General features: G+C 58.2%; 20 protein-coding genes and 3 pseudogenes. 11 read left to right on the top strand and 12 right to left on the bottom strand.

What is annotated here, in order from left to right:
* Positions 1-183: 183 nt before the first annotated feature.
* The 3 genes from V1286_RS05885 to V1286_RS05890 all read right to left on the bottom strand — a co-directional run bounded on the left by V1286_RS05885 (position 184) and on the right by V1286_RS05890 (position 2,562).
* Positions 184-1,398, bottom strand: coding sequence for a DNA topoisomerase IB (locus V1286_RS05885; protein ID WP_334489540.1), 1,215 nt, complete (start codon positions 1,396-1,398; stop codon positions 184-186).
* A gap of 482 nt (positions 1,399-1,880) precedes the next feature.
* A complete protein-coding gene (locus V1286_RS38835; protein WP_417021105.1) occupies positions 1,881-2,138 on the bottom strand; it encodes a Ku protein in 258 nt (85 codons plus the stop codon).
* 220 nt (positions 2,139-2,358) lie between these two features.
* Complete coding sequence (locus V1286_RS05890; RefSeq protein ID WP_334478190.1) at positions 2,359-2,562, bottom strand: Ku protein; 204 nt, start codon at positions 2,560-2,562, stop codon at positions 2,359-2,361.
* An 832-nt stretch (positions 2,563-3,394) separates the two neighbouring features.
* Between V1286_RS05890 and V1286_RS05895 the strand changes: the two are divergent.
* From V1286_RS05895 to V1286_RS05910, 4 genes and pseudogenes are all read left to right on the top strand, one after another.
* A pseudogene (locus V1286_RS05895) lies at positions 3,395-4,247 on the top strand (SIR2 family NAD-dependent protein deacylase).
* A gap of 399 nt (positions 4,248-4,646) precedes the next feature.
* On the top strand, positions 4,647-5,261 hold the full coding sequence (locus V1286_RS05900) for a hypothetical protein (RefSeq protein WP_334478192.1): 615 nt from the start codon (positions 4,647-4,649) through the stop codon (positions 5,259-5,261).
* A gap of 71 nt (positions 5,262-5,332) precedes the next feature.
* Entirely contained in the window at positions 5,333-5,563 is a 231-nt protein-coding gene (locus V1286_RS05905; RefSeq protein ID WP_334478193.1) for a hypothetical protein, read from the top strand.
* Positions 5,564-7,069: 1,506 nt separating this feature from the next.
* Positions 7,070-7,510, top strand: a complete 441-nt coding sequence (locus V1286_RS05910; protein WP_247784659.1) for a DUF6766 family protein — start codon at positions 7,070-7,072, stop codon at positions 7,508-7,510.
* Here V1286_RS05910 and V1286_RS05915 read toward each other — a convergent pair.
* From V1286_RS05915 to V1286_RS05925, 3 genes are read right to left on the bottom strand one after another with little or no spacing between them, the layout of a single operon-like run.
* Positions 7,507-7,989: a DUF2269 family protein gene (locus V1286_RS05915; RefSeq protein ID WP_334478196.1), complete on the bottom strand. Its 483-nt coding sequence runs from the start codon at positions 7,987-7,989 to the stop codon at positions 7,507-7,509. The genes V1286_RS05910 and V1286_RS05915 overlap by 4 nt on opposite strands.
* Complete coding sequence (locus tag V1286_RS05920) at positions 7,986-9,260, bottom strand: SDR family oxidoreductase (protein ID WP_334478198.1); 1,275 nt, start codon at positions 9,258-9,260, stop codon at positions 7,986-7,988. Before V1286_RS05920 ends, V1286_RS05915 begins: the two co-directional genes overlap by 4 nt.
* Before the next feature lie 3 nt (positions 9,261-9,263).
* The gene (locus V1286_RS05925) at positions 9,264-9,788 is read right to left on the bottom strand and encodes a diguanylate cyclase (RefSeq protein WP_334478200.1); all 525 of its coding nucleotides are present in this window, start codon (positions 9,786-9,788) and stop codon (positions 9,264-9,266) included.
* 764 nt (positions 9,789-10,552) lie between these two features.
* Between V1286_RS05925 and V1286_RS05930 the strand changes: the two genes are divergently transcribed.
* Complete coding sequence (locus tag V1286_RS05930) at positions 10,553-11,242, top strand: HAD family hydrolase (protein ID WP_334478201.1); 690 nt, start codon at positions 10,553-10,555, stop codon at positions 11,240-11,242.
* Positions 11,243-11,709: 467 nt separating this feature from the next.
* On the opposite strand, the gene V1286_RS05935 is transcribed toward V1286_RS05930, so the two are convergent.
* The gene (locus tag V1286_RS05935) at positions 11,710-11,886 is read right to left on the bottom strand and encodes a DUF3072 domain-containing protein (protein ID WP_190242114.1); all 177 of its coding nucleotides are present in this window, start codon (positions 11,884-11,886) and stop codon (positions 11,710-11,712) included.
* 175 nt (positions 11,887-12,061) lie between these two features.
* On the opposite strand from V1286_RS05935, the gene V1286_RS05940 reads away from it, so the two are divergent.
* Positions 12,062-12,589 (top strand): NUDIX hydrolase, encoded by a 528-nt coding sequence (locus V1286_RS05940; RefSeq protein ID WP_334478203.1) that lies wholly within the window; start codon positions 12,062-12,064, stop codon positions 12,587-12,589.
* Between the two features lie 101 nt (positions 12,590-12,690).
* On the opposite strand, the gene V1286_RS05945 is transcribed toward V1286_RS05940, so the two are convergent.
* The 3 genes and pseudogenes from V1286_RS05945 to V1286_RS05955 form a co-directional block, all read right to left on the bottom strand.
* Positions 12,691-14,193, bottom strand: a complete 1,503-nt coding sequence (locus V1286_RS05945; protein WP_334478205.1) for an FAD-dependent oxidoreductase — start codon at positions 14,191-14,193, stop codon at positions 12,691-12,693.
* 107 nt (positions 14,194-14,300) lie between these two features.
* Positions 14,301-15,047, bottom strand: a complete 747-nt coding sequence (locus tag V1286_RS05950) for a DUF72 domain-containing protein (protein WP_334478206.1) — start codon at positions 15,045-15,047, stop codon at positions 14,301-14,303.
* A gap of 4 nt (positions 15,048-15,051) precedes the next feature.
* A pseudogene (locus tag V1286_RS05955) lies at positions 15,052-16,220 on the bottom strand (zinc-dependent alcohol dehydrogenase).
* A 138-nt stretch (positions 16,221-16,358) separates the two neighbouring features.
* On the opposite strand from V1286_RS05955, the pseudogene V1286_RS05960 reads away from it, so the two are divergent.
* A pseudogene (locus V1286_RS05960) lies at positions 16,359-17,081 on the top strand (SDR family NAD(P)-dependent oxidoreductase).
* A 102-nt stretch (positions 17,082-17,183) separates the two neighbouring features.
* Complete coding sequence (locus tag V1286_RS05965; RefSeq protein ID WP_247784676.1) at positions 17,184-17,699, top strand: YciE/YciF ferroxidase family protein; 516 nt, start codon at positions 17,184-17,186, stop codon at positions 17,697-17,699.
* 71 nt (positions 17,700-17,770) lie between these two features.
* Here the strand turns inward: V1286_RS05965 and V1286_RS05970 are convergent, their stop codons facing one another.
* Positions 17,771-18,628 (bottom strand): SDR family oxidoreductase, encoded by an 858-nt coding sequence (locus V1286_RS05970; protein ID WP_334478208.1) that lies wholly within the window; start codon positions 18,626-18,628, stop codon positions 17,771-17,773.
* A gap of 166 nt (positions 18,629-18,794) precedes the next feature.
* On the opposite strand from V1286_RS05970, the gene V1286_RS05975 reads away from it, so the two are divergent.
* Positions 18,795-19,337 (top strand): DUF4142 domain-containing protein, encoded by a 543-nt coding sequence (locus V1286_RS05975; protein ID WP_334478210.1) that lies wholly within the window; start codon positions 18,795-18,797, stop codon positions 19,335-19,337.
* A gap of 57 nt (positions 19,338-19,394) precedes the next feature.
* On the opposite strand, the gene V1286_RS05980 is transcribed toward V1286_RS05975, so the two are convergent.
* Positions 19,395-19,841 carry a hypothetical protein gene (locus tag V1286_RS05980; RefSeq protein ID WP_334478212.1) on the bottom strand — a complete coding sequence of 149 codons (447 nt, stop codon included), beginning with the start codon at positions 19,839-19,841 and terminating at the stop codon, positions 19,395-19,397.
* Positions 19,842-20,317: 476 nt separating this feature from the next.
* Here V1286_RS05980 and V1286_RS05985 point away from each other — a divergent pair, with 476 nt between their 5' ends.
* The gene (locus V1286_RS05985; RefSeq protein ID WP_334478213.1) at positions 20,318-21,559 is read left to right on the top strand and encodes a glycosyltransferase; all 1,242 of its coding nucleotides are present in this window, start codon (positions 20,318-20,320) and stop codon (positions 21,557-21,559) included.
* 61 nt (positions 21,560-21,620) lie between these two features.
* A complete protein-coding gene (locus V1286_RS05990) occupies positions 21,621-22,658 on the top strand; it encodes a glycosyltransferase family 4 protein (protein WP_334478215.1) in 1,038 nt (345 codons plus the stop codon).
* Positions 22,659-23,010 lie beyond the last annotated feature (352 nt).

Genomic DNA, 23,010 nt, shown 5'->3' on the forward strand with positions numbered 1-23,010 from the left:
AATCCTTTGGCCCGTCGCCCGTTCCGGGCTGCTAACACAGGGCAGGGATTCCGAATTAGCAAGTCAGCGGCCTCCCATGTTCCGCCGCCCTGGACACAACGGCAATCAGGCGCGGCGTTTTCTTCGCTTGCTGGATCGGCGGCTTGAGGAGGAAAGACAGCCTGGTTCTTCATCGGAAGGCTTTCATGCATCGCCGTTTGGTGAAGGAGCCGGAGGGGCATTCCTTGCTCTCGACCTTCGGCATGGCACGTGGCCCCTTGTTGTGGGGCGCCTCCGCTTGCCAGACAACAATTTGGGATCGGCGCTGGCCGGCTGCTCCGCCTCTTTGGCGAGCCGGCCGCGCAGTAACGCGAGCACGGCGGCTTCCTCCGGCTTCAGATTTACGACAGCGTTCCGAAGCTCGCTCTCGGCTTGTGACTTGATCTCAAGGACCAGGTTTCCATCCATGTAGGAATTCAGCACCTCCGGATGGATGTAGCACTTCCTGCAGATCGTCGGCGTATTGCCGAGCCGTGCGGAGACTTTCTCGATCGCGCCGCGAAGATTGCGCTTCGCCTGAGCCGCGCTGTCGAAGCTCTCGAGTTCGCTCAAGGCCATGGCCGCCAGCACCGTCCCCGCCCAGGTTCGGAAATCCTTTGCCGTAATGTCTTTGCCGGTAATTGCCTTGAGATACTCATTCACGTCGGTCGATGTGACATCCTGGCAATTGCCTGGTTCATCGATGTACTGAAGTAGCTCCTGCCCGGGGAGCTCATGACAGGCCCTAATGATCTTTGCGACGCGCCGGTCTCGTACGCGCAGCGACCATTGTTTGCCCCCTTTACCGGTGAAGCGGAAACGAACCTCGTTTCCCTCGACGCCCACGTGTCGGTTCTTCAACGTGGTCAGGCCATAGCTGCTGTTCTGCCTGGCGTAATCGTCATTCCCTACACGTATCAACGTGGTCTCCAGGAGATGCACGACGGTTGCCAGAACTTTTTCCCGCGGCAGGCCGCGCAATGCCATGTGCTCGCGTACTGTTTCCCGAATGGAAGGCAGCATGCCTGCAAATGCGACCACGTGCTCGTACTTCGTGCTTTCCCGCACCTCGCGGAAGCGCGCATGGTAACGATATTGCTTGCGACCCTTTGCGTCACGGCCGGTTGCCTGGATATGGCCATCCGGAAACGGGCAGATCCACACGTCAGTCCAGGCGGGCGGGATCGCGAGTGCTCTTATCCACTTCAGCGCGTCAGGCTCGATGAGCCTCGAGCCGTCGGGTCGTCTGTAGCTGAATCCCGTCCCCGCCTTCTTGCGCCCAATACCGGGCCGTTCGTCGGAAACATATCTCAGGCCCGCGGATTCGGCGGCATCCCGCGGGTCGACGATCGCCTGCACGCTATCCGGTGGCTCGACCAGCAACACGCCTCCTATCCTGCCTCCAAATGAACCTTTCTGATCAAGGGAGGTTCCTTGAGGTTTTGAAGAGGCAGAAAAGGCATAAGCTATCAACAACGCCACTGTTTAGCGGTGGGCTCAAAGAGCGGGCGCCGCTGAAGCTATCTTGGGTCAACCGGCTCTGCGGTGGCGCCCGCCGCGCCTTCCTGTGGCCAGTTTCGCCGCGCCGCTCCGGCGGGTAGGAGTTGCCGGGCGCCCGGCGGCGATGCTTCGCCGGAGCATGTCCATGAGGTTGACGACGTTCTCGCGTGACGGCGTGACGGCGGGGCCTGCGCGGGACGTTTCGCCTATTTCCCGCGCAGAATGCGCACGAGGCGCCGCGATAGTGATCCTCCAGCATAGCAGAATCGAAATCGGCTGACTTCGTCCGGATGATGTGCTGCGCGAGCTTCATCATTTCGGGCGGCAGCTTCATCTCTGAAATCTCGCTGAAATATTCCAACTCATTTCGGACCTCGTGTGCGAAGCGCAGCGTTACGCCGCGAAGACCGCGGCCCGTCGGCTCGAGCAGAAACGGCCGCTCGCGTGAGGACAGCACCACGCGCGCAAAGCCGACAACGGCCCTCTTGGCTCATCGCATCTCGGATCACCGCAAACGATTCCTGACTGATCTCCTCGCGCGGCATGATGTAGTACGGCTTCTCGAAATATCGCGAGTCGATCTGCCGGCGGGAAGGAAATGCTCGATTTGGATTGTGCACGTGTTCTGCGGCCGCGGGAAAGTGACGGCTTCCTCCTGATCCTCCGTCATAATCGGCGGCACCCTCTTTGCCGGGCTCGTTGTGAAGGCTGGCGGGAACGGTTGGCGGGTTTTCACGGCGGGGCGGGGCGGCCAGCTCCGCCTCACCAGGCGCCGGGCGCTCGCGTCGCGCCTGCTCAAGGGCTCGGTCCTCGACCAGCAGAAATTCGTTGTCGCCGACTTCATAGCCGCGCGCCTTGTCGGCTGCGTCTGGCTTGGCCAGTAACGGAATCGATGAGTTTCTGTTTGAGGCGATGGCCTGTTCGCCGGTTGACCCGCCGGAAGGAGATCCGCTCGGCCGCCGAGATTGCGGAATAGAGCGCGATAGGACACGAGACGAAGGAGAGCTTCAGATAGCCCTTCCAGTAGGGTCGGCACGCTGGCACGGAAACTCCAACGCACAAAGGGCGCAAAAGCCAAGCCGATGGCCAAGGTCGCGGAGTCGACGGACGGAAGGGTCAGGAGTTCAGGGCGGCCTGTGTTCCACATCTCTGGCAGGAAAGTTCCGATGGCCCTTGCGGAGACGCCCTATGCGCCATCGCTGATATAACGAGGAAGTTCATCGAGATTGCACAAGCCGACGTCCGAGATCCGGCTCAGATTTCCGCCCTCGCAATCAAGGAGATCGGCATCGAATAAGGTCCTCTCACACCGGCTAACTACGGACCGCGAACTGGATGCGGGCGTCCCGCAGCAATGGGAACATCAAGCTAGGAACTAGCCGCTTCACATGGAATTAAATCCATAGGCCAGTCACAAAGAAATGCTGGCCATGCACGGTCCCGCCGATAAAGCTCCATGACCACCTCAAGGTGGGGCCGTGCTCCAAGTCGGAGAAACAGTGTATGGCCGAGCCGAGCAAAGAAGGAGGTTGAGGCGCGAGCGTATCAACTTTGGGAACGAGCCCCGGCCGACCCGAAGGTCGGGGAAGATGAATTGTGGAACTTGGCTCAATAGGAGTTGTGTAACGTGGATAAATCTTCGCCAATGCGCATCGCTGACTCTCTGTGACGCAATCGAGCGAGCCTATAGCGATCTGAGCAGCTCCCCAAGGAAGCCGCTTAAGGAGCTGCAGATGAAGAAGTCTGCCGTTGCTCGTTCTGCTGAAGTGCGCCGCAATCTTGCGAAGCCGCAATTAACTCAGGCGCTCCAGCGGACCCATTCCAGAAAAGCTCGATGCGAATAGAGAACGGCATAGCCCTGACCTATTGAAAACGGATGAGAACTTCAGAAGCAAGTGTGGAAAAGCGAAAATCATCTTCCAGGGACGTCTTGGCAGATGCAATCAAGCGGCGTCACGCGATTCTATTCGTTGGCGCAGGCGTCTCGATGGCTGTGGGTTGCCGTCTTGGCAAAGCCTCGTCGATCACCTGCTGAAAGAGCTCGATCTCAGTCCCGACGTGATCGATGGAATGAGCGACGGTTATCAACTGCTGGCCGAATTTTATCGCCTGAAGCAGGGTGGAATGGGTCCTTTACGAAGTTGGCTGGATCGAACTTGGAAAGTCGCTCCGGATCGGGTCGCCGAGTCGCAGCTTCATAAACTCATCGTCGAGCTCGACTTTCCAGCCATTTACACCACTAACTATGACCGCAACCTCGAAACGGCGTTCGAAGTCCACAATAAACCTTACGCAAAGATCGCGAATGCGAAGCAGATGGCCGATGCTGCGGATGGCGTGACGCATATCATTAAGTATCATGGCGACTTCGACGACGATGCGTCGCTGGTTCTGACCGAGACCGATTTTCTTGACCGATTATCCTTCGACTCCCCTCTGGATATCAAGTTTCGCGCGGACGCCTTGGGTCGTATCATCTTGTTCATTGGATATAGCATGTCTGACCCCAACATCCGCCTGTTATTGCACGGCATTTGGCAGACTTGGGAAAGATCAGGTCACCGAGATCATCGTCCGCGCTCGTTTGTATTCATGCCCTCATCGAACCCCGTGCAAGAGGCGATGCTCGCTGGGGAATTACGCTGTTGACGCCCGAAAGCGGAGCGTGCGCAGATGATGCGCTGGTGGCCTTCCTTGCAGATATCCAAGCAAGAACCCGCCCTTCATGATCGCGAAGCCTGTTGGCTCCTATCGCGCTCTCACCACCATCCGGTGGCCGCTGCCACACGAAAAATCATGCCCGCTGCCTGCGAGAGTCTTGGGAAGGCGGGCCAACGCGGAGCAGCCACATAATTGTGGCTCGTCCGGCGGGGGCCATCGGACATCTATTCCTTGCCACCAGTTCTCGCCGTTTGCAGCTAACGCCAGAACAACGCGAGCAGCAGAATGACGGGAAGAGGAATGCCCAAGAGCCATAGCAGGGCGCCTCTGCCAAACGTCATCGTCAACTCCTCTTTTAGGTCTCTCTAGGATTCTAAACGAAAAAGCGCATCGGCAGTTCCCGAAAGGGAACAGAAGTTTGAACCGTGCGTTTGCACCACAGTATTGTTGAACTGGAGGAGTTCATCATGGCCTCGCGCACAGTGCCTAATGCCTTTTTCGGTTGGACCTGGTCAGCCGTACTGGCGGGAGTATTTGCTTCGTTGGTTGTCCAAATCCTGTTGACGATGCTGGGGTTCGGCATCGGTCTGCTCGCGATTGATGTCCCGACCGCTCAGGCCGCGCCTGCGGGCGCCAGCTGGGCCGCCTTCGTATGGTGGGCGGTATCGGGCATCATCGCCGCCTTTACGGGCGGCGCGGTCGCAGCGGCCAATTCGCCCGATCAGACGGGTCTCGGGCGAGTGGGACATGCCCTGGCCGCCTGGTCGGTCGCAACCGTGGTCGTAGTAGCGGCAGCGGCAATGATCCCGGCGTCCGCCACCAGCGTTGCCAGCAACCTGGTCGGCCCGTCATACGCGGCAAGCGCCCGCGTCGCGGCCTTGTCGGGTGTGCCGAACCGCGAAACCGTCGGCTCGGCTGCCCGGTCTCCGACGCAAGCGCAAATCGAAGAGGCGCGCAAACACTTCGCCTATGTGATGTTTGCAAGCGTCTGCGCGCTGCTGCTTGGCGCCGGCGCTGCCTATGCGGCCGGGATGGCCACCACAAGTCAGGCTGTCAAGGAAGGGGCACGACCAGTTACGTAGGAAGATTCGGGTCGCAGTTCGCCAACCGATGGAGCGCGGTCATTTTTCCGCGCCGGAGCGAGAGAACCAACATGCGCACGGAAATAAACGTTCTCGACAAGCCGATCGAGCGCATCAAAGACACCTGCGACCTCATGGGGATCGTCGGTGACTTTGAGCGGAGGCTTCCGGAACCCGAGACTTACCTTGAGGGCTTGGTTGCCGAAGGCGAAACCGATGAGGAGCGCTTGACCGTGAGCGGCCTTTCCTTCCTGAAGCGGAATTTTGGTCGGCAATCGTCCCAGGGAAGCGTCGCAGAATAATCGGCGAGGCCATGCGTCGGATCATTGCGTGCGGTCATCTTGCATGGACCGATCAGCAGCAGCTATTCGACGTTGATCGGCCGCCTTGCGAGAGCGCGTCTCGGGCGCGAAGCCGATCCACAAGGGGTCTCCTGCGTTGAGTTGTCATGAAGAAAGACAGCTTTGCAGTGCGCATAGGAATATGCAGACGCTCGCTAAGAACAGTGGCAAGCCCACGAGTGTCAGGTTCGAACAGCGCAGACGGGGCGGCGGCTGGCAACAGCGCAAGCGGGAGATCTCACGGCAATTCGGCCGTCGTCTTGCGCCAGTCGAAACACCGTTCTAATCACCCGCGAACAGGACGGCCTGGACCACTTTATAGAAGTATGTGCCGGCAAGCTCGACAGTGAGAATGCCGAGGCTCCAATCACGAAGCACCTAAGATGGAAACTCTACGTCAGCCCGCCACCGTGGTGGAGAAGATCACGTTCTTCAACTGCGCCTACTCAGCGGCGGACAAGGTGTCAGAGTGCGGCGGCCTGGCTGATGAGGGAGGAGATATGAAACTTACTGCAGCAGGCCGCAGCGATAGGGTTTGCCGGCGACATCATCGACGCCAAGACGGTCGTTATCCAATTTCTGAGAAATCGAATTCGCGAAACCGCGGGTTTGACGATTTTGGCCATCCACCGTGCCGTCAAACTAATCGAACGAGATCAGTCCGGCGCCTAAGTGCATGATTTCCGCTCAACTGCCATAATGCGCCAAGCTTCGTCCTTGAGTTCGTCGAGCTGATAGTCATCGCCGGTCTCAAGAGTTAAACGGCCCGGTTCGCAACACACGACGTCTTTGTCTCCCATCCAAAACGTCGCGCCAGTCGGGCCATGCGTGAGCCTGTCTCCATTCAATACGAATTGCTCTGCCGTCACTTTCATATGCATGTTGCCAAACCCTTATTCGAACATCCACTCGCACAACGCCGGACATGCAATCTCTTTGCAAGCCGTGGAACGTGTCTTGGGCAGGAACGTTGATCGGCCTCCCGTATAGGAGAGCGCAAAGTGCCCAACAGCGACGGCGAAAAGCCCATAACCGACGCGCAGAGGGACGCCTGCTTAACCCCCGAGGTGGCCTCCAGCGTCGTCGGCGCAAAGAGCTAGAGCTCTTCATGGAGTTAGTCCAGGCGACGCCAGACGCCACGAGATTCCTACGCTATCGGACGTAAATCGTTCCTAACGAATTTGCCAACTGGCCGGGGGGCCCACCTGAGGGAGGTTCGGCTTCATGGCGGGCCATCGCCACTTGCGGGATCAACGCGTCCCAGGTGGCACCGAGACGCCGCCGCCGGAATACCTCTGGAGACACGCGCTGGATCATTCGGAGATGATTATCCCTGGTTTGACAGGGCGCATTTCCCTCACCTGCGTACCTAGCATCTCTCGTCTAGGTTCCAATGGAGGCGCGAACCACGTTGGCAACTGCAGGGGCGGCAGTCGCGTTGAATGTTGGGCAACGCAGGAGAATGCCATGCCGCGCAAGTCGATCTGGAGCCGCTACGGCTTTCTTTGGGTTACGCTCTCGCTCTTCCTGATCAGTTTGTCAGGCCACTGGATCTTTGGATGGGTTGCATTTGTGCGCGAGCAGCAAGACCACAGCGCAACCATTGAATTCAGCGGCTATTTCATCCAAATGATGAGAGACACGCTTGAGAACTGGCAGTCGGAATTTCTGCAGTTGCTCTGGCAGGTCGCAGGACTCGCGATACTGTTGCACGTTGGGTCACCGCAGTCGAAAGAAGGCGATGATCGCATGGAAGCGAAAATCGATGCGATCCTGCTGGCTGTTGATTCCAAGAAAGCAGAGGCGGTCCTTAAAGAAATTGATGACGCCTATGAAGGTCGCCACACCGATAGGCACTTCGTCGAATCGCTGGAAAAGAACGGACGAACCAAACGGAGGAGAGATTAGTCCCAATAGGGGATGGCAGGACGGGCGATCATGAGCCAGAAGATGATGAGTATGGCGGCGAACGCGGGAAAACCGAAGGCGAACCACCAACGGAAAAGACGCGTGTACTCGTAGGGTAGCGATGAGTTTGACTTGACGGCGCGGATGGCAAGATCCCGCATGCGCATCTGCATCCACACCACTGGCAACCAGAAAGCGCCAGTCACAACATAAAGCAGAATGGAAGCTGCGATCCATCCATCCCCGAGAGAATAGCCGCTCAACCAGGCGAGCCAGACCCCCGTAATTGGCTGAAGAACAATGGCGGTCGCGGTAAACAGGAAATCCGCCAGTACCACGGTCTGCGCAACGCCGGCCACCTCACGCGGTTCGCCGCGCAGATACGCCACAAGCAAAAAGAAGGCGATGCCGGCGCCGGTGCCGAGGAGGACGGCAGCGCCGATGACGTGTACCGTCTTGAGGAGGAGGTAAAACGTCACCGGTCCTCCCGGATCGCCATCGCCACCAAATTGAGCATCAGCACCGGCCAGATCTTGAGCATGGGACCGAGCGGGTCGCTCCACAATCGCGGGACCAGGGCCGTCCCTATCACGATGTACGCTAACGAGATGATAAGCGCAGCCCACAAGCCATAACGGCTTAACGGCCGCGAAAGGATGGCCAGGCCAATGACGATATCGGCGAGGGCTCCTGCGGTAACGGTGAGGGCAGCGAAGTTTCCTTCCAGCCCGCCTTCCTGGAGCAAGGACATGCCGTGGTTCCAGCCCGGACCGAGCGAAATGACGCCGGTGACGATCCAGAACAGGCCGAAGACGCCGAATATGAGTGGCTTCAGTGAATACAGCCGCGCAAACCAACGCTCCTGAACTGACGCGGGTTCGCTTGCGAGCGCGGCTTCAACATCGCGCGGTGCGATTCCTGTCTCACGACGCCAAGGCTCCGGATCGCCGGTGGCACCGCGTCGCATTTCGGCTTGGGCTGTCGTGTTGATGGGTGTTCGCCAGCCGAATGTCTGGGCGACGTTCCCCATTAGATAAAAGGACGAGGCAGCCCATGAAGGCAGCTTCAAAGGGCGAGCGGGTCGCCATCGCAGCCAGCGGCGGAAGAGAGCAACTGCATCGCTGAAAGTCATCTGCAGTGGCCCGGGCAAATCCAGCGCGATACGCGAGGGGGCGTTGGGTCTCGTGAAAAAGGCGATAGTCTCGACAACATCGTCCAGATGCACTGGTTGAATGAGCGCCGTGTCGGGCATGACTGGCAAAATCGGCAACGACGCAAGGCCACGCAACAAAGCGCTGCCCCCGTAGGCGCCTCTGCCAATCACAACGGAGGGACGCAGAACAACCCGATCGAGGTCGCGTGACGTCAGTGCCGCTTCGCCCTCCCGCTTAGTGCGCGAGAAGACGCTCGGGGTATCACGATTTGCGCCAATGGCGGAAAGAAGGATGACGCGGCGGATGCCCTCCGATTCGCAAGCGGCGTAAAGCGCGCCGCTGCCCGAGATATGAACGCCATGCATATCCTGCCCTTGCAGCGCTCCCGCTGCATTGATAACTGCGTCGATGCCTTTGAGAATTGGTTTCCAGTCGGCAGGGTCCGTCGTCTGAGCAAGATCGACGGCTACGTGACGCACCCCGCGCAGCCCCGTCGGGGAGCGCGACACCGATATGCACTCGTGCCCCTCGACGGAAAGCCGTGCGTGAATAGCAGATCCAATGAAACCCGTGCCACCAACGATCAGGATGCGCATAGATTATTCCTGTGCTGGCTGGTTCCGGTGACGCAGACCACGGATCAACTCCTCCAGGTAGGGCAAAACTTCGAGGAGCGCGGTCAAGACCAGCATCGTGAAGATGTAAGGGACGGGTAGCGGTTGCTGCTTCAGCGTGAATGAAAAATCCGGCATACCAATGCCGAACAATGCTGCGAAGGCTGGCCAGTGAAGTGCAATCACCAGCAGCAAGCCCGTTAGGGGAAGCATTTCGAGAACGCTGTGGACGTGCTGTTCGGCCGGCTGGATCTCGCGCATTGCCGATGCGTAGCGGACATCCCAAATGGCAGTCGCTTCATGAAGAATCAGAAACACGATCATAATCAGAATAACGCCCGATGTAATTTCAAAGCAAAGCGCAGCAAGCACCGGAATAGCCATTTCGCCGAACTGAAGAAGGTGCAGGATCGACTCTCTCCATCCGCTCGTCTTTTCGATATGGGCGGCGCGATGACAGAGATAATCGGCAAAGCCAGCGGCAAGCCAAAGCGGCAGCACGAAATACATTAACGTTCCCCGCAGGACCTCGTCAGGCCCCATATCAAACCTCCTGTGCAACGCGTCTGGACGGATGAATCGGCAGCCGCCACAAACGTTCCTCTGGAGGGCCACCTCCAATCTTCGCCCTGCGGACCGCTTCGAATCCGTAACCAGGTGATCGCTCGTGCAACATTAGATCGCGAGTAGTGGTTGTCGCCGCGGTCGAATTGAAATTTGCAACCGTTGGTTTCGGCCCTCTTGACGGGCAGCGTAACCGGGTGGTTTCGACGGCCGCGCTCGCTGCATTGGCGAAAGCGGAAGCAAAACGTGCTATGCAACCTACGAGTTCGAGCAGCTGTTGGTCCCACGCCGAGAGTGCAGCCAGTTTTGCTGGGTCGACCTTGCGCACGAGGACAGGTCTCGGCATCAGCCCCGTTCTGGGCGCTGCTTTTGAGGTATGGTTGGTGTTCCATCCGCTCCGGTCATCAATCAACTATTGCGACTCCGCTGCGATGTCGGCAATTGCAGGGATCGTGGATTACTGAACAACTCCAAAGCATCTAACGCCAGGTTGGGAGTTGATCTTGACCGAACAATCGATGTTTTGCGAGCTTGGCCCTCGCCGCGGGTGCCTTGATATCGCGGCAGGGGGCGCCCGAACCCCAATATCTAACGCGACAAAGGGCGCTTCAGATCGAAGTATGATTGCTTTGCCATTTGTCTAGGAACCGTTTCGACCGCACAGCTTTATCATCGTCAGGCCGCTCGCGGTGTAAGGTGTGGGAGGCTGTATGCTGTTTTCGGGCTACATATTCGATGTGGAAGGTACGCTAGTCGACTGTGTGCGCCAGAATTTGCTGAGCCTGCAGGAGTCATTGGCCAATTTTGGCGCAACGGTACCCTATGAAATTTTGCAACTCTATTCCGGATTGGACGGCGACCAGACGCTTCAGCTCATTGCTCCCGCTATGAGCGCTGAAGAGCGCAAAAGGGTGCTTGAAGCCAAGGAGAAAGTTTACGACGGCAAATATCTGGCAATGGCAAAGTCCTTCGCGGGCGTGCGTGATGTACTTGAGGCGATAGCCAAAGCTGGCGGACGAATTGCGCTGGCTACGGATTGCAAAGGCCCAGAACTCAAACATTACCGATCGCTTCTGGATGTTGACGACCTTATCTCCTGTGTGGCGTGTGGGGACGATGTCGAGCATGGCAAGCCAGACCCTCGGCTGGTGGGGTTGGCGGTTCGAAGGTTAGGTGTGTCGGTCAAGCAGGCTATCATGATTGGCGATACTCCATATGATGCCGAGGCCGCGAGGTCGGCCGGTGTGGCAGCCGCCGGTCTCCTTACTGGCGGATTCGCCAAGGAAGCTCTGCTGGAGGCTGGATGCTCCATCGTTGCAGGTGATCTGCCCGAGCTTCTAATGAGTCTGGAAAGTATGAGCGATGAAGGTTCTTTGGACCGCTCAGGAAGCCCAGCTTGAATTTCCATAGAGCAGGCATCCGATGCATCCGATGACTTACTGTTTCGCAGCGTCGTGTGGCGCGCGTTGGTAAGGTCGGCGGCGCATCCATGCCGCGCGCCTGTGCGAGAGGCGGCCCCGGTCCGCCGGCCACGCTTTTATTGCGGGCGTGGCGGTGGAATGGCCGGTTTACCGGGCGCGGGCCTAACCGATATATCGCTATCGGGCTGCCCTTGGGTTTTCCGAGCTTCCGGCGGGATCTGAGCCACGACCGCTTGGGCCGCCGCTCTGCGCGAGCGCAACCGACTGATTGCCTAGCAGTACGATCAAGTCGAGTGCAAAATACTTCATCGCGGGTTCTTTCTTCCCATCCGGAGGCCTCAGCGGGGCGAACTGAGACCATCTCGCCCTGGTCTCTGCCGGGGCGGCCGGCACTCGACACGAACTTGCAGGGCCGGGCTTGGTTCCTGAGCCGAGCATGGTGTGACTTAGATCTTTGATCGATGCTCGGCAGCCTTGTGACGAAGTTCGTCGATCATTTGTTGCGCGCCCGTGCGCGTGAGTAACTCGCCGGACTTATCGGGAACGTCCGCTTCGTCGCAGAGGCGCTTGAGTTCCTTGCGCTGAGCTTCCGTCATTGGATCGATATGGGCATTCAATGCCATGGCGATTGTTTCCTCGCTCCCGAGCCAACGCGAGCAGCGTCGGCTCGTTCCGGACAGAGGGTACCGCTTGGATCGAAACCTGCTCGTCGGCGTTTATTGGCCATGAGAACGGTCGGCGAAACAGTGCATATCCGAAACATCGAGGCGCTCGTGCAAAGCAAAAAAGGGCAAGCTGATGAGTGTCAGTTATACCCAGCGCAGGCGCGATAGCGATCAGCAGCAGCGCAAGCGCGAGATTTACGATAGTGGAAATTCTGCTGTCATTCTTCCCTATGATCCGGCTCGCAAGACGGTATTGCTAACCCGGCAGTTGAGGCTGCCCATATTCCTTCAAGATGGAGAAGAGAACGTGCTGGAAGCCTGCGCCGGGAAGCTTGACGGTGCAACGGCTGAAGAGCGAATCCGGAAAGAGATTGAAGAGGAACTTGGTTATAGAATTGTCGAGGTCGAACGATTGTTCGAACTCTACGTCAGTCCCGCATCGATCATGGAGAAGATTTTCTTCTTCACTTGTTCCTATTCGCCCGCACAAAGAGTTTCCGGTGGCGGCGGACTCAAAGAGGAGGGGGAAGATATAGAGGTCGTCGAGACGACCCTGGAGAACGCTGCGAAGATGGTTGCGACTAGCCAGATCATCGATGCAAAAACAGTCGTGCTCATTCAGTATCTCAGCGCCCGCGTGCGGTCCCCGGGGAGCGTATAGCACAACGTCGGGTGGGCGGATTGTCTACCCCTTGGATCTAGGTGAGGCGATTGAGACTACCGAACGGATTGAGGTTCCCAGGTTCGCCCTGCAGCTTTTCGTCACGGCGTTGTTCCGGCCTGATGCTCCTCAGCCAACGGGCCGATGGCGGGGGCGTTGAGCGGTGTTCCATCGATTGCAAAATGAGATCCGTGACAGGGACAATCCCAGCAGGTCTCGAAGGAATTCCAGTGCAGGTGGCAACCCACATGCGTACAGGCTGCGGATCGGGCGTACAGCGCGCCGGAAGGGTCACGATAGGCTGCGATCTTGCTTGTACCCTGCCGGATGATGGCGCCGTGTCCGGCTTTCAGGTCGCTGACATCGGCCAGCTCGCCCGGCGCGAGGTACTCGGCGAAGTTCTTCACGGCGGTTACATTCTCCCTCAGGAAGTTGCCGATCGCGGCGGGCGTCTTGCGCGAAGGCTCATACACGTCGGCCCATTTGGTTTCCCGCCCCAAGATCAGTGCTGAGTTGATCATGGCGCCCACCACGCCGTGCGTCATGCCTTGGCCAGAATCGCCGGTATGTACGTAGATTTTGTTGCTTCCCGGATTTCTGCCGATGAAGCCAGCGTAGTCGATGGTATCGAGGACCTGTCCCGACCAGCGATGGGTGACGTTTTGCGCGGCTGGAATGAGATTGCGCGTCCAGGCTTCGAGGGCCTGAAAGCGGACCTCGGCGTCATCGGCTTCGCCGCTTTTGTGGTCGCCGCCGCCGACGATGAGAAAGTCGGTTCGACCATCGCCAGGCTGCAGCCGCACATAGTGATAGGGATCGAGCGTGTCCCAATATAGGGCATCCAGAATGGCTCCCTTCGGAATCGAAAAGGCCATCGCGTAGGTGCGATAGGGAGCCATTTTGGTATGCAGCGCAAATCGATCGACGATTGGAGCATTGGTCGCCACGACCGCAGCCCGGGCCGTTATCGTCCGGCTGCCAGCCGTAATAATCACCTTGCCGTCGTCGCGCTCTTCGAAGCCTTCGACAACCGTGTCAGAGTGGAAGCTGCCGCTCTTTGCCTCGATAGCCGCGACAAGACCCTTGAGATATCTGAGCGGATGGAACGTGCCTTGGCGCGTATAGCGCAACGCGTGCTGCTGCCCGCAATGGGCGAGGGGGATGCCGACCAGCCGATCAACCGGCGCGCCGATCTTGCGGACCGCCTCCAGTTCATCCTCGATGATCTTGGAGTCGGTGTTGAGCGCCTGAAACAGATAACCGTCCAGCCGCCGAAAATCGCAGTCGATGGATTCCCGCTTCTGGATTTCCTCGATGCGATCTACCGCTGCCGCCTGACTCTCGTAGAACAGGCGGGACATTTCCTCGCCACGAAAGCTTATCATCGCCGAGGTCAGATCATCGCATAGCGGCGCCAGATGCGCGGTGGTGCGCGCCGTTATGCCGCCTGCGATCTTCCCACGATCAACCACGATGACCCGCGAACCTCCGAGGGCGAGTTCATAGGCCGTGGAAATCCCGGCAATAGCCGCGCCAATAATTACAACATCGCATTCCTTGCTGCCCTGGAGCGGTGTCGCGTTTGGGGCGACCGCAACGTCCATCCAAAGTGACTTGCTGCGCCGATCGACGAAATGATCCAGCCGAAAGCCCAATAAGTCGACCAAATGATTTCTGGAGGACAAACGGCCGATCAGGGGTGTGGTTCCTATCAGTTCCGCTGTCGTCGGGCCGGCGCCGTCAACTCAGTCAGGCGTCTGGCATCGGCCGGTGCCGCGCTTTTCTGGTCGTTGTCGAAATAGACGAACACGTCGCAGCCTTGCCGCCTCCAGGACCTGACGCGGCGAGCCCATTCCGAAAGGGTCCGCGGACTATAGTGGCCTTTGTAGCGACCCGTGGGGCCGTGTCCGCGCACATAGACGAAGTCGGCGGTGCGCGTCCAAGGAGCCGGTGCATCATGATGATCGGATATACATAGCGCGATGTTTTGCTGCCGAAGCAGTCGCAGTATCTCGGGTGCATACCAGCTTGGATGCCGGAACTCGAAACTATAGCGGCGTTTCTTCGACAGCAGCTTGAAGAACGAGGCGAGCCGGCCGACATCAACCCTAAAGTTCGGCGGTAGTTGAAACAGGATCGGCCCCGCTTTCTTGCCGAGCAGGGACAAGCGGTCCTCCAGCAGTTCCAGGCTATTGACCGAGTTGTCCGAAAGCCGCTTCCAATGGGTGATAAATTTGGATGCCTTCCAGGCAAAGACGAAATCTCGCCCTGTCTGATCCCGCCAGCTCTCCACGGCTTTCGGAGTGGGCGTTCTATAGAACACGCCGTTGAGCTCAGTCGTCGCAAACTGGCCACTGTAGTACGGCAATTGCTCATTGAGGGGCAGGCCCTGAGGGAAGAATGGCCCACGCCAGGAATCGTAATGCCAGCCTGATGTGCCGATCAGAACCCGCGCCATGAGGTCACGGCTTCAGGACGACCTTGATGCAGCCGTCCTTCTTGTCGCGGAAGGTCTTGTACAGTTCGGGTCCTTGTTCAAGCGAGGCGCGGTGGGTGATGACAAACGAGGGATCGATTTCGCCTATCTCGACACGGTTTAGCAGTTTCGGCAAATAGTACTGCACCGGTGTTTGCGCCATGCGGAAGGTGAGGCCGCGATTGATGGCCGAACCCATCGGTATCTTGTCGAGAAAACCGCCATAGACTCCGACGATCGACACCGTGCCGAAATTGCGGCAACACTGGATCGCCTGCCGGAGCACATGTGGCCTGTCGGTGCCCATGAAGGTTGCCACCTTCACCCGGTCGATGACAGCGTCGAATCCGGATCTGGTTTCGGGTTCGGTACCCACGGCGTCGATGCAGGCGTCGGCGCCGCGCCCGGAAGTCAATTCCTGAACCCAGTCGTAGACATCCTCGTTCATGAAATCCAGCGTGACTGCACCAGACGCTTCGGCGAGTGCCAACCGTTCCGGAACGGTGTCGATTGCGATGACGCGCTCGGCGCCCAGGAGAAACGAGCTCTTGATGGCGAATTGTCCCACGGGCCCGCAGCCCCAGATCGCGACCGCCTCGCCGCCTTTCAAGTCGCAGAAATCGGCGGCCATGTAGCCGGTCGGGAATATATCCGATAGGAAAAGGACCTGATCATCGCTCAATCCCTGCGGGATCTTGGTGGGACCGATGTCAGCGAATGGTACGCGCAGGTACTCTGCCTGGCCGCCTGCAAAACCGCCGAGCAGGTGCGAGTAACCGAACAGCCCGGCAGGGGAATGACCCCACAGCTTCTCGGCCTGCTTCGCGTTCGGATTGGAGCGTTCGCAGCCGGAAAAGAAGCCGCGCTTGCAGAAGAAGCAATCACCGCACGAAATGGTGAAGGGAATGACGACGCGGTCGCCCACCTTCAGCGCCTTGTTATCCGAGCCGACTTCGACCACTTCGCCCATGGTCTCGTGACCCAGCACGTCACCCTTTTCCATCGATGGTATGACGCCGTCAAATATATGAAGATCTGAACCGCAGATGGCGCAGGATGTGACTTTGATAATTGCATCACGGCCATCTTCGATCTTCGGATCGGGCACGCTTTCGCAGCGAATGTCCCCTTGCCGTGCCATGCCAGCGCTTTCATCAGTCGACTTCCTCCGCCTTGATCGCTGATAAAAACATTGGAAAAGACGAGTTGTTCCTATCAGTCGACAAACAGAGCCAGGAACGTCAGGTTCAGGCTGTCGTTGTCAGCTCAATTCATCAGGTCACGGATCGAGCTATGTCTGCCAGCCGACAATTTGCCATCGTAACCGGCGCTTCCACGGGAATCGGGTTGGAGCTTGCCAAGTGCTGCGCCCAGAACAATTTCGATCTGTTGATCGCAGCGGACGAACCTCAGATCGAAGCCGCGGGGGGCCAGCATACGGGGTCTCGGCGCTGCCGTTGAAACGCTGGAAGCGGACCTGTCAACCTTCGAAGGCGTCGACAGGCTCTACGAAGTAGCGAAACGGATTGGCCGGCCGGTTGACGCGCTGTTCGCGAATGCGGGGCGGGGACTTGGCCGCGCCTTGCTTGACCAGGACTTCAATGCGGCGCCAGCAATGCTGGCCGCATCCTGATCACCGGTTCCATCGCCGGGTTCACTCCCGGCAGTTTCCAGGCTGTCTACAACGGCACCAAGGCGTTTCTCGACTCGTTTGCATTCGCGATTCGGGAGGAGCTGCGCGACACGAAAGTCAGTGTGACTTGCCTGATGCCCGGCGCCACGGAAACGGAAGTTTTCCGACGCGCAGACATGATGGACACCAAGGTCGGCGCCGCCGACAAGGATGATGCAGCCATGGTCGCCAAGACCGGTTTCGACGCCATGAGCGGGGCGACGGTGACGTTGTGACCGGTCTCAAGAACAAGATGCAGTCAGCCGCAGCGAAATGTGACACCAGCCGGCATTTTGGCGCGTCAGCATCGTAAAATGGCCGAGCCCGGATCCGCCAAGCCGTAGACATGTTCGCGCAGGAGGCTCGTCCGAGGAGCGAGAGGGGCTGGTTAGGAACAATAATCCTGGCAATAACGTTTAGCGAGCATCCAATCAGGAGGATTGCCCATGGGCCTATTCACGCAAGACATCAAGACGATGGACGACCTGTTCCTGCACGGCTTGCAGGATATTTATTATGCAGAACAGCAGATCACGAAGGCGTTGCCGAAGATGATCGACAAGGCAACCAACCGCGATCTTATCGCCGGCCTCAAGGCGCATCTGGAGGAGACCAACAAGCAGATCGAGCGGCTGGACAAGGTGTTTCTGAAGCTTGAGCAGCAGCCAAGCGGCACGCAATGCCCGGCCATCGATGGTCTGATCAAGGAGGCCGATGAGTTGACCGGCGAGATAGCGGACGAGGCTGTGCTTGATGCGGCGATCGTCGCCGGCGCGCAAGCCGTCGAACACTATGAGATCTGCCGCTACGGTACGCTGATTGCCTGGGCCGAGAAGCTCGGTCATGACGAAGTGGTTCGCTTCCTGACCACCAACCTCAACGAGGAAAAGGCTGCAAACACGAAGCTCAATACCATCGCGCTTCGGAAGGGCGTCAACACCAAGGCGTCGAACGCCGCCTGAGCCGGCACTGGCAGCCAAGGCTCCGGCGAGAAAAGGGGCCTTGGATGCCTAAGGGGCCGGTGGAACGTCTGCTATAGGAAGGGCTTTCCGCCAGTGACGGCGATCGTCGCGCCGGATACGTAGCTCGAAAGCGGATCGGCCAGCATGACATAGGCCGTGGCCAACTCGACGGGCTGGCCGGGGCGCTTCATCGGCACCAGTTTGCCGAAATTCTTCACAGAGTCGTCGGGCAAGGTCGAAGGAATGAGCGGCGTCCAGATCGGTCCCGGGGCGACCGCATTGGCGCGAATGCCTTTGTCGGCCAGCATCTGCGCCAATCCCGCCGTGAAATTGTGGATCGCACCCTTGGTCGTTGCATAGGCCAACAGTGTCGGGTTGGGTACATCCGAATTGATCGACGCCGTGTTGATGATGCAGCTTCCCGGCTTCATGTGCCTTATCGCTGCCTTGGTGAGATAGAACATCGCGTGGATGTTCACCTTGAACGTCAGCTCCCATTCCTCGTCGCTGATGTCGTCGATCGATTTGAAACTGGCCTGATGGGCCGCGTTGTTGACGAGGATATCGATTCCGCCGAGATCCGAAACGGCCTTCGCGATGACTGCGCGGCATTGACCGGGATCCTGTATGTCGCCGGGAAGCAGGACGACCTTTCTGCCGGCTTCCGTCACCAGCCGCCCGGTCTCCCGGGCGTCGTCGTGCTCATCGAGATAGGAGATCAGGACGTCAGCTCCCTCGCGGGCGTAGGCGATGGCAACCGCGCGGCCGATCCCGCTGTCGCCGCCGGTGATGACGGCCTTCTTGCCGTTGAGGCGACCGCTGCCCTTGTAGGACGTTTCGCCATGATCAGGCGCCGGATTCATCGCGGCAGTCTTGCCGGGCATTGGCTGGCGTTGGTTCGGAAACGGAGGGCGGGGGTAGTCCAGCATGGCTCAGCCTGCGCTCTCATTGATCGCAATTGTACTTAACATCCGCCTGGCACGATCGTTCCTGCGCTGAGCCGGGCAGGCGAGGTGGCGCGTGGTTTTGATGCGAGGAACGAAGTGGGCCGTCGCCGATTGATACCGGAGGTTCCGTCTTCAGGAAGGATTACAAATGAAGTATCTAGCCCCATGCCTTGCGCTCATCCTCCTTGGCGCGCCTGCAATGGCGCAATCCGTAGGCGAAAAGACCGGCATTAACTCCACCCTCGGCATCGCGCCGAAGACGGAAGATTTCGTGAAGCAAGTTGCCATCAGTGACATGTTCGAAATTCAGTCCAGCAAGATCGCGCAGGAACGGGGCAACGCCGACCAGAAGACGTTTGCCGGGATCATGATCAAGGATCACCAAGGGAGTTCGGCTGATCTGATGGCCCTTGCCGGCGAGTGGAAAACGTCGCTACCGACCGCGTTGGACAGCACTCATCAAACCAAGCTCGACAAGCTCAAATCTGTTAATGGCGCCGACTTCAGCTCACGCTACAACCTTGAACAGGTCAGCGGCCACAAGGATGCCGTTTCGCTGTTTGAACGCTATGCCAATGGCGGCGACGATCCGAAACTGAAGGAATGGGCTGACAAGATGTTGCCGACCTTGCGGCATCATCTGGAAATGGCCCAGGAGATGGCGGCTGGAAAGACCGTGGGAAAGCACTAACGCTTCATTAGCGGTGGAGACTTGGGACTGCCGAACGCGGCCACAAGTTTCCACGGATCACGTCTTGAACATCTCCGGATTCTCGGCAATGAACTCTTCCCACAGGTCGCGCATCATCCTCTGAACGTCCTCCGACTCGTAATGATTGCCGTTGGGGAGCTGGTTGCCAAGCTGACCCAAGCGGACAATGCCGGAACGCGGATCGCCGCGATCCGGGACGAAGGCGGCCTCGGTCGGCTTATGCACTATGCCTTGCGGCGTGATGTTGAATTGATTGCGCGTGACTAACGTGTTTGCCATGGCGTTGGAGACTGGGCCTTGACGTTCGACGTAGGCGCAACTCGGGAATAACAGCCAAAGTTCCAGTCTTGTCTGACCGAATGTGAGGGGGGTTTCGGGCAGATCATAGCAAACCATTCCGCTGGTCGACCAGGGTGCCTTGGTTGGAGTTGAAAGCCGCACGCTACGGAAGCTCATTTGGCCCAGCGGGTTTGAGGCTGCCATGTCTGGCGGCGGTATTGTTGGCGGGTGCGCCAGGGAATTTTTGGGGCTCGCTATCCATAGCGCCTTTGCGGGCATGGTCTCTTTAGTCAGGCCCCCGTGTTCAGGCGGCTATCCTAAAACGCGCTTTTCGCTTCAACTTCCCATCTCCTTCGGAAACCGCACTCGGCACGCATCGGCCGCCTTAGCAACGCGGAACTCGCCGAAGAGTCGCCCGATGATGAACGTCCATTCATCGGCATTACCCTTCCAATTGATTACGAAACTTCAACCGGCGCTTGGGCTTATCGAATGGGAAAAAGTGGTAAAGGCGTGTCGCTGAGCAATGGCTTCAGTGATGGTTCGTCGGACGTCCGTGTCCGAGCGGCGGGAAGCCAGGTCGAGAGCCGAGTGTCGTTACAATCTCGCCAATGGCTGACTAAGGATTGGGACCGGGCGATCGGTTATGGAAATCCATCTCTGTGAAAGGATACTGCTCAATGTCTCTACTTAACTCGGCTGTTGAGAGATCCAAACTTGGGCTCCATACGATCGAACAGTATGAGCCGCTGATCGGCTCTGCTGCAGCGGAACGGATAGCCATGAAGGCTGATCGCGTCCGCGCGATGCGCGTCGCCCACGTCAGTTCTACGTTCTATGGCGGCGGCGTTACCGAACTACTTACGCCGCTGACGCTGATGATGAACGCGATGGGAATCGAGACCGACTGGCACCTGATTCAAGGCACTCCCGGTTTTTTCGGATGCACAAAGAAACTGCACAACACCTTGCAAGGTGAGAACTTAGATTTGTCTGAAGCTGAAAGAGCCATATACGAAGAAGTCGTATTTGAGAATGCAACGAGACTTCATCTCGAAGAGTGCGACGCGATCATTGTTCACGATCCTCAGCCGCTGCCACTTGTCTCGCAGTTTCCCGATCGGGAGATGCCCTGGCTGTGGCAATGCCACGTCGACCTTTCCTCGCCATTTGCGCCGGTGTGGAGTTACCTGAGCGGCTTTATCGAAAAATACAATGCGGCAATTTTCTCTCTTCCCGAATATGCCCAGCATCTCGGCATAGATCAGCATTTCGTGCCGCCGGCGATCGACCCATTTTCACCCAAAAACGGAGAACTGTCTGAGAAAGAGATCCGACAATTCCTGGCCAATTACAAAATTCCCACGGATCGACCGTTGGTTGTGCAGGTTTCCAGGTTTGATCGGTGGAAGGATCCCCTGGGTGTCATCGATGCTTTCCGCAGGGCGAGAGAACAGGTGGATTGTACGCTCGTCTTGGTGGGCAATAACGCATCCGACGATCCGGAGGGTCATGTTATTCTGGAGTCCCTGGAGGATTCGATAGATGGGGACATAGTCATCCTCGCGGTCAATGATCCAATCCTGGTGAACGCACTGCAGCGCCAGGCAGCCGTGGTCTTGCAGAAGTCAATCCGCGAGGGGTTCGGCCTCACTGTCACCGAGGCGATGTGGAAAGGCGCCGCCGTCGTCGGCGGGAACGTGGGCGGCATTCGTCACCAAATCAAGGACGGGTGGAACGGGTTTCTGGTGAAGACGCCCGATGAGGCCGCTGCAAGAATAGTCCAAGTCTTGAAGGACCCTCAGCTTCGAGAGCAACTCGGCTCCCGAGCGAAGGAGAGCGTTCGGGAGAAATTTCTAATGAGCCGGCTGCTCGAGGAGTGGCTAGATCTGCTGATCCGATACGGCCGGCCGAAGATCTGATGGTCAGCGGCCGCTAACAAAAAGAACGAAACACGCGGATATCCTGAAAAGTGAAGCGCCGATGCGAATTTGCCAGATAGCACCGTTAGCGGAAAGTGTACCTCCAAAACTTTATGGCGGTACCGAGCGCGTCGTTGCGTGGTTGATTGATGAACTGATCAGCTTGGGCCATGAGGTGACCCTCTTCGCAAGTGGGGATTCAGTGACAATGGCTCGGCTCAATGCTGTATGGCCTCGCGCTCTTCGCCTTGGCCGGCCACGCACGGATCCAACGGCGATTCAAGCGGCCTTGCTGGAAGAAGTGGCACGAACAGCGGCTGATTTCGACGTGATCCACGCGCATATCGATTGGCTGCACCTTCCGTTGCTCAGTCGGCTAGGCACCCCTTTTTTGACCACCTGTCACGGACGAATGGATTTGCCGGGTTTCCCCGATGTGATCGGCCGATTTCCCGCCGCGTCCTTCGTGTCGATATCGGACAACCAGCGTGCCCCGTTGCGCGAAGCGAAATGGATAGGCACCGTATACCATGGGCTGCCGGTCAACCTGTACGAACCTTCATTCGAACGGGGTTTGTACCTCGCTTTTCTCGGCCGTCTCACCGCAGAGAAAGGACCGGAAGCCGCAATTCGCATTGCACGTGCAGCTGGAATGCCACTTCATATTGCTGCAAAGGTACCGCGAGGCGAGCGGGGGTACTTCAAGGAACGACTTGAGCCGCAGGTCGATGGCAAGCAAATCCAGCTTACCGGCGAGGTAAATGACGAAACCAAGCGTCAGTTTCTTGCCGGCGCCGCAGCGCTGCTCTTCCCAATCGATTGGCCTGAGCCTTTTGGCCTCGTGATGATCGAGGCCATGGCCTGCGGCACGCCCGTTATTGCGTTCAAGACCGGTTCCGTACCGGAAGTCGTTGACGACGGAATAACGGGGTTTGTTGTGTCAAGCGAAGAGGAAGCCAACCAGGCCATCGCACGCCTCGGTGAACTCGATCGACAACGGGTACGAGCGCATTTCGAAAAAAGGTTTACCGCAAGGCGGATGGCGGAAGAATATTTGCGCCACTACGAAACGCTCTCCTATCGCAAGAGTACTGTTTGAGAAGTATATGATTGAGGCAGATACAAACGAATGAGGCGGCCCTAGGCGCGTATGACGCCTGGGCCTTCCTGCGTCAGCCGGTGGCGTCTCTCGCCATCGCGAGAGTGATGCCTTTTGCGTTTCTTCGAGCATGAATGGCTTGCGCAGCGCCGGCCGATCGCGGACCGGCTCGGAAATTACATCAGGTGCATACCCGGTCGCGAAAATAATCGGCCGCTTTCGCAGTTCGACGATTTCGGCAATCGGCGTAATCAACTGACCGCCAACATTGACATGCAGAAAGCATCGGGTCCAAGGCCAAGGGGGCAATCGCTTCCCCGACCAGTACCTCTACGAGACCTTGAGACTGGTT

Source organism: Bradyrhizobium algeriense (assembly GCF_036924595.1).
GTDB classification, from domain to species: Bacteria; Pseudomonadota; Alphaproteobacteria; order Rhizobiales; family Xanthobacteraceae; genus Bradyrhizobium; species Bradyrhizobium algeriense.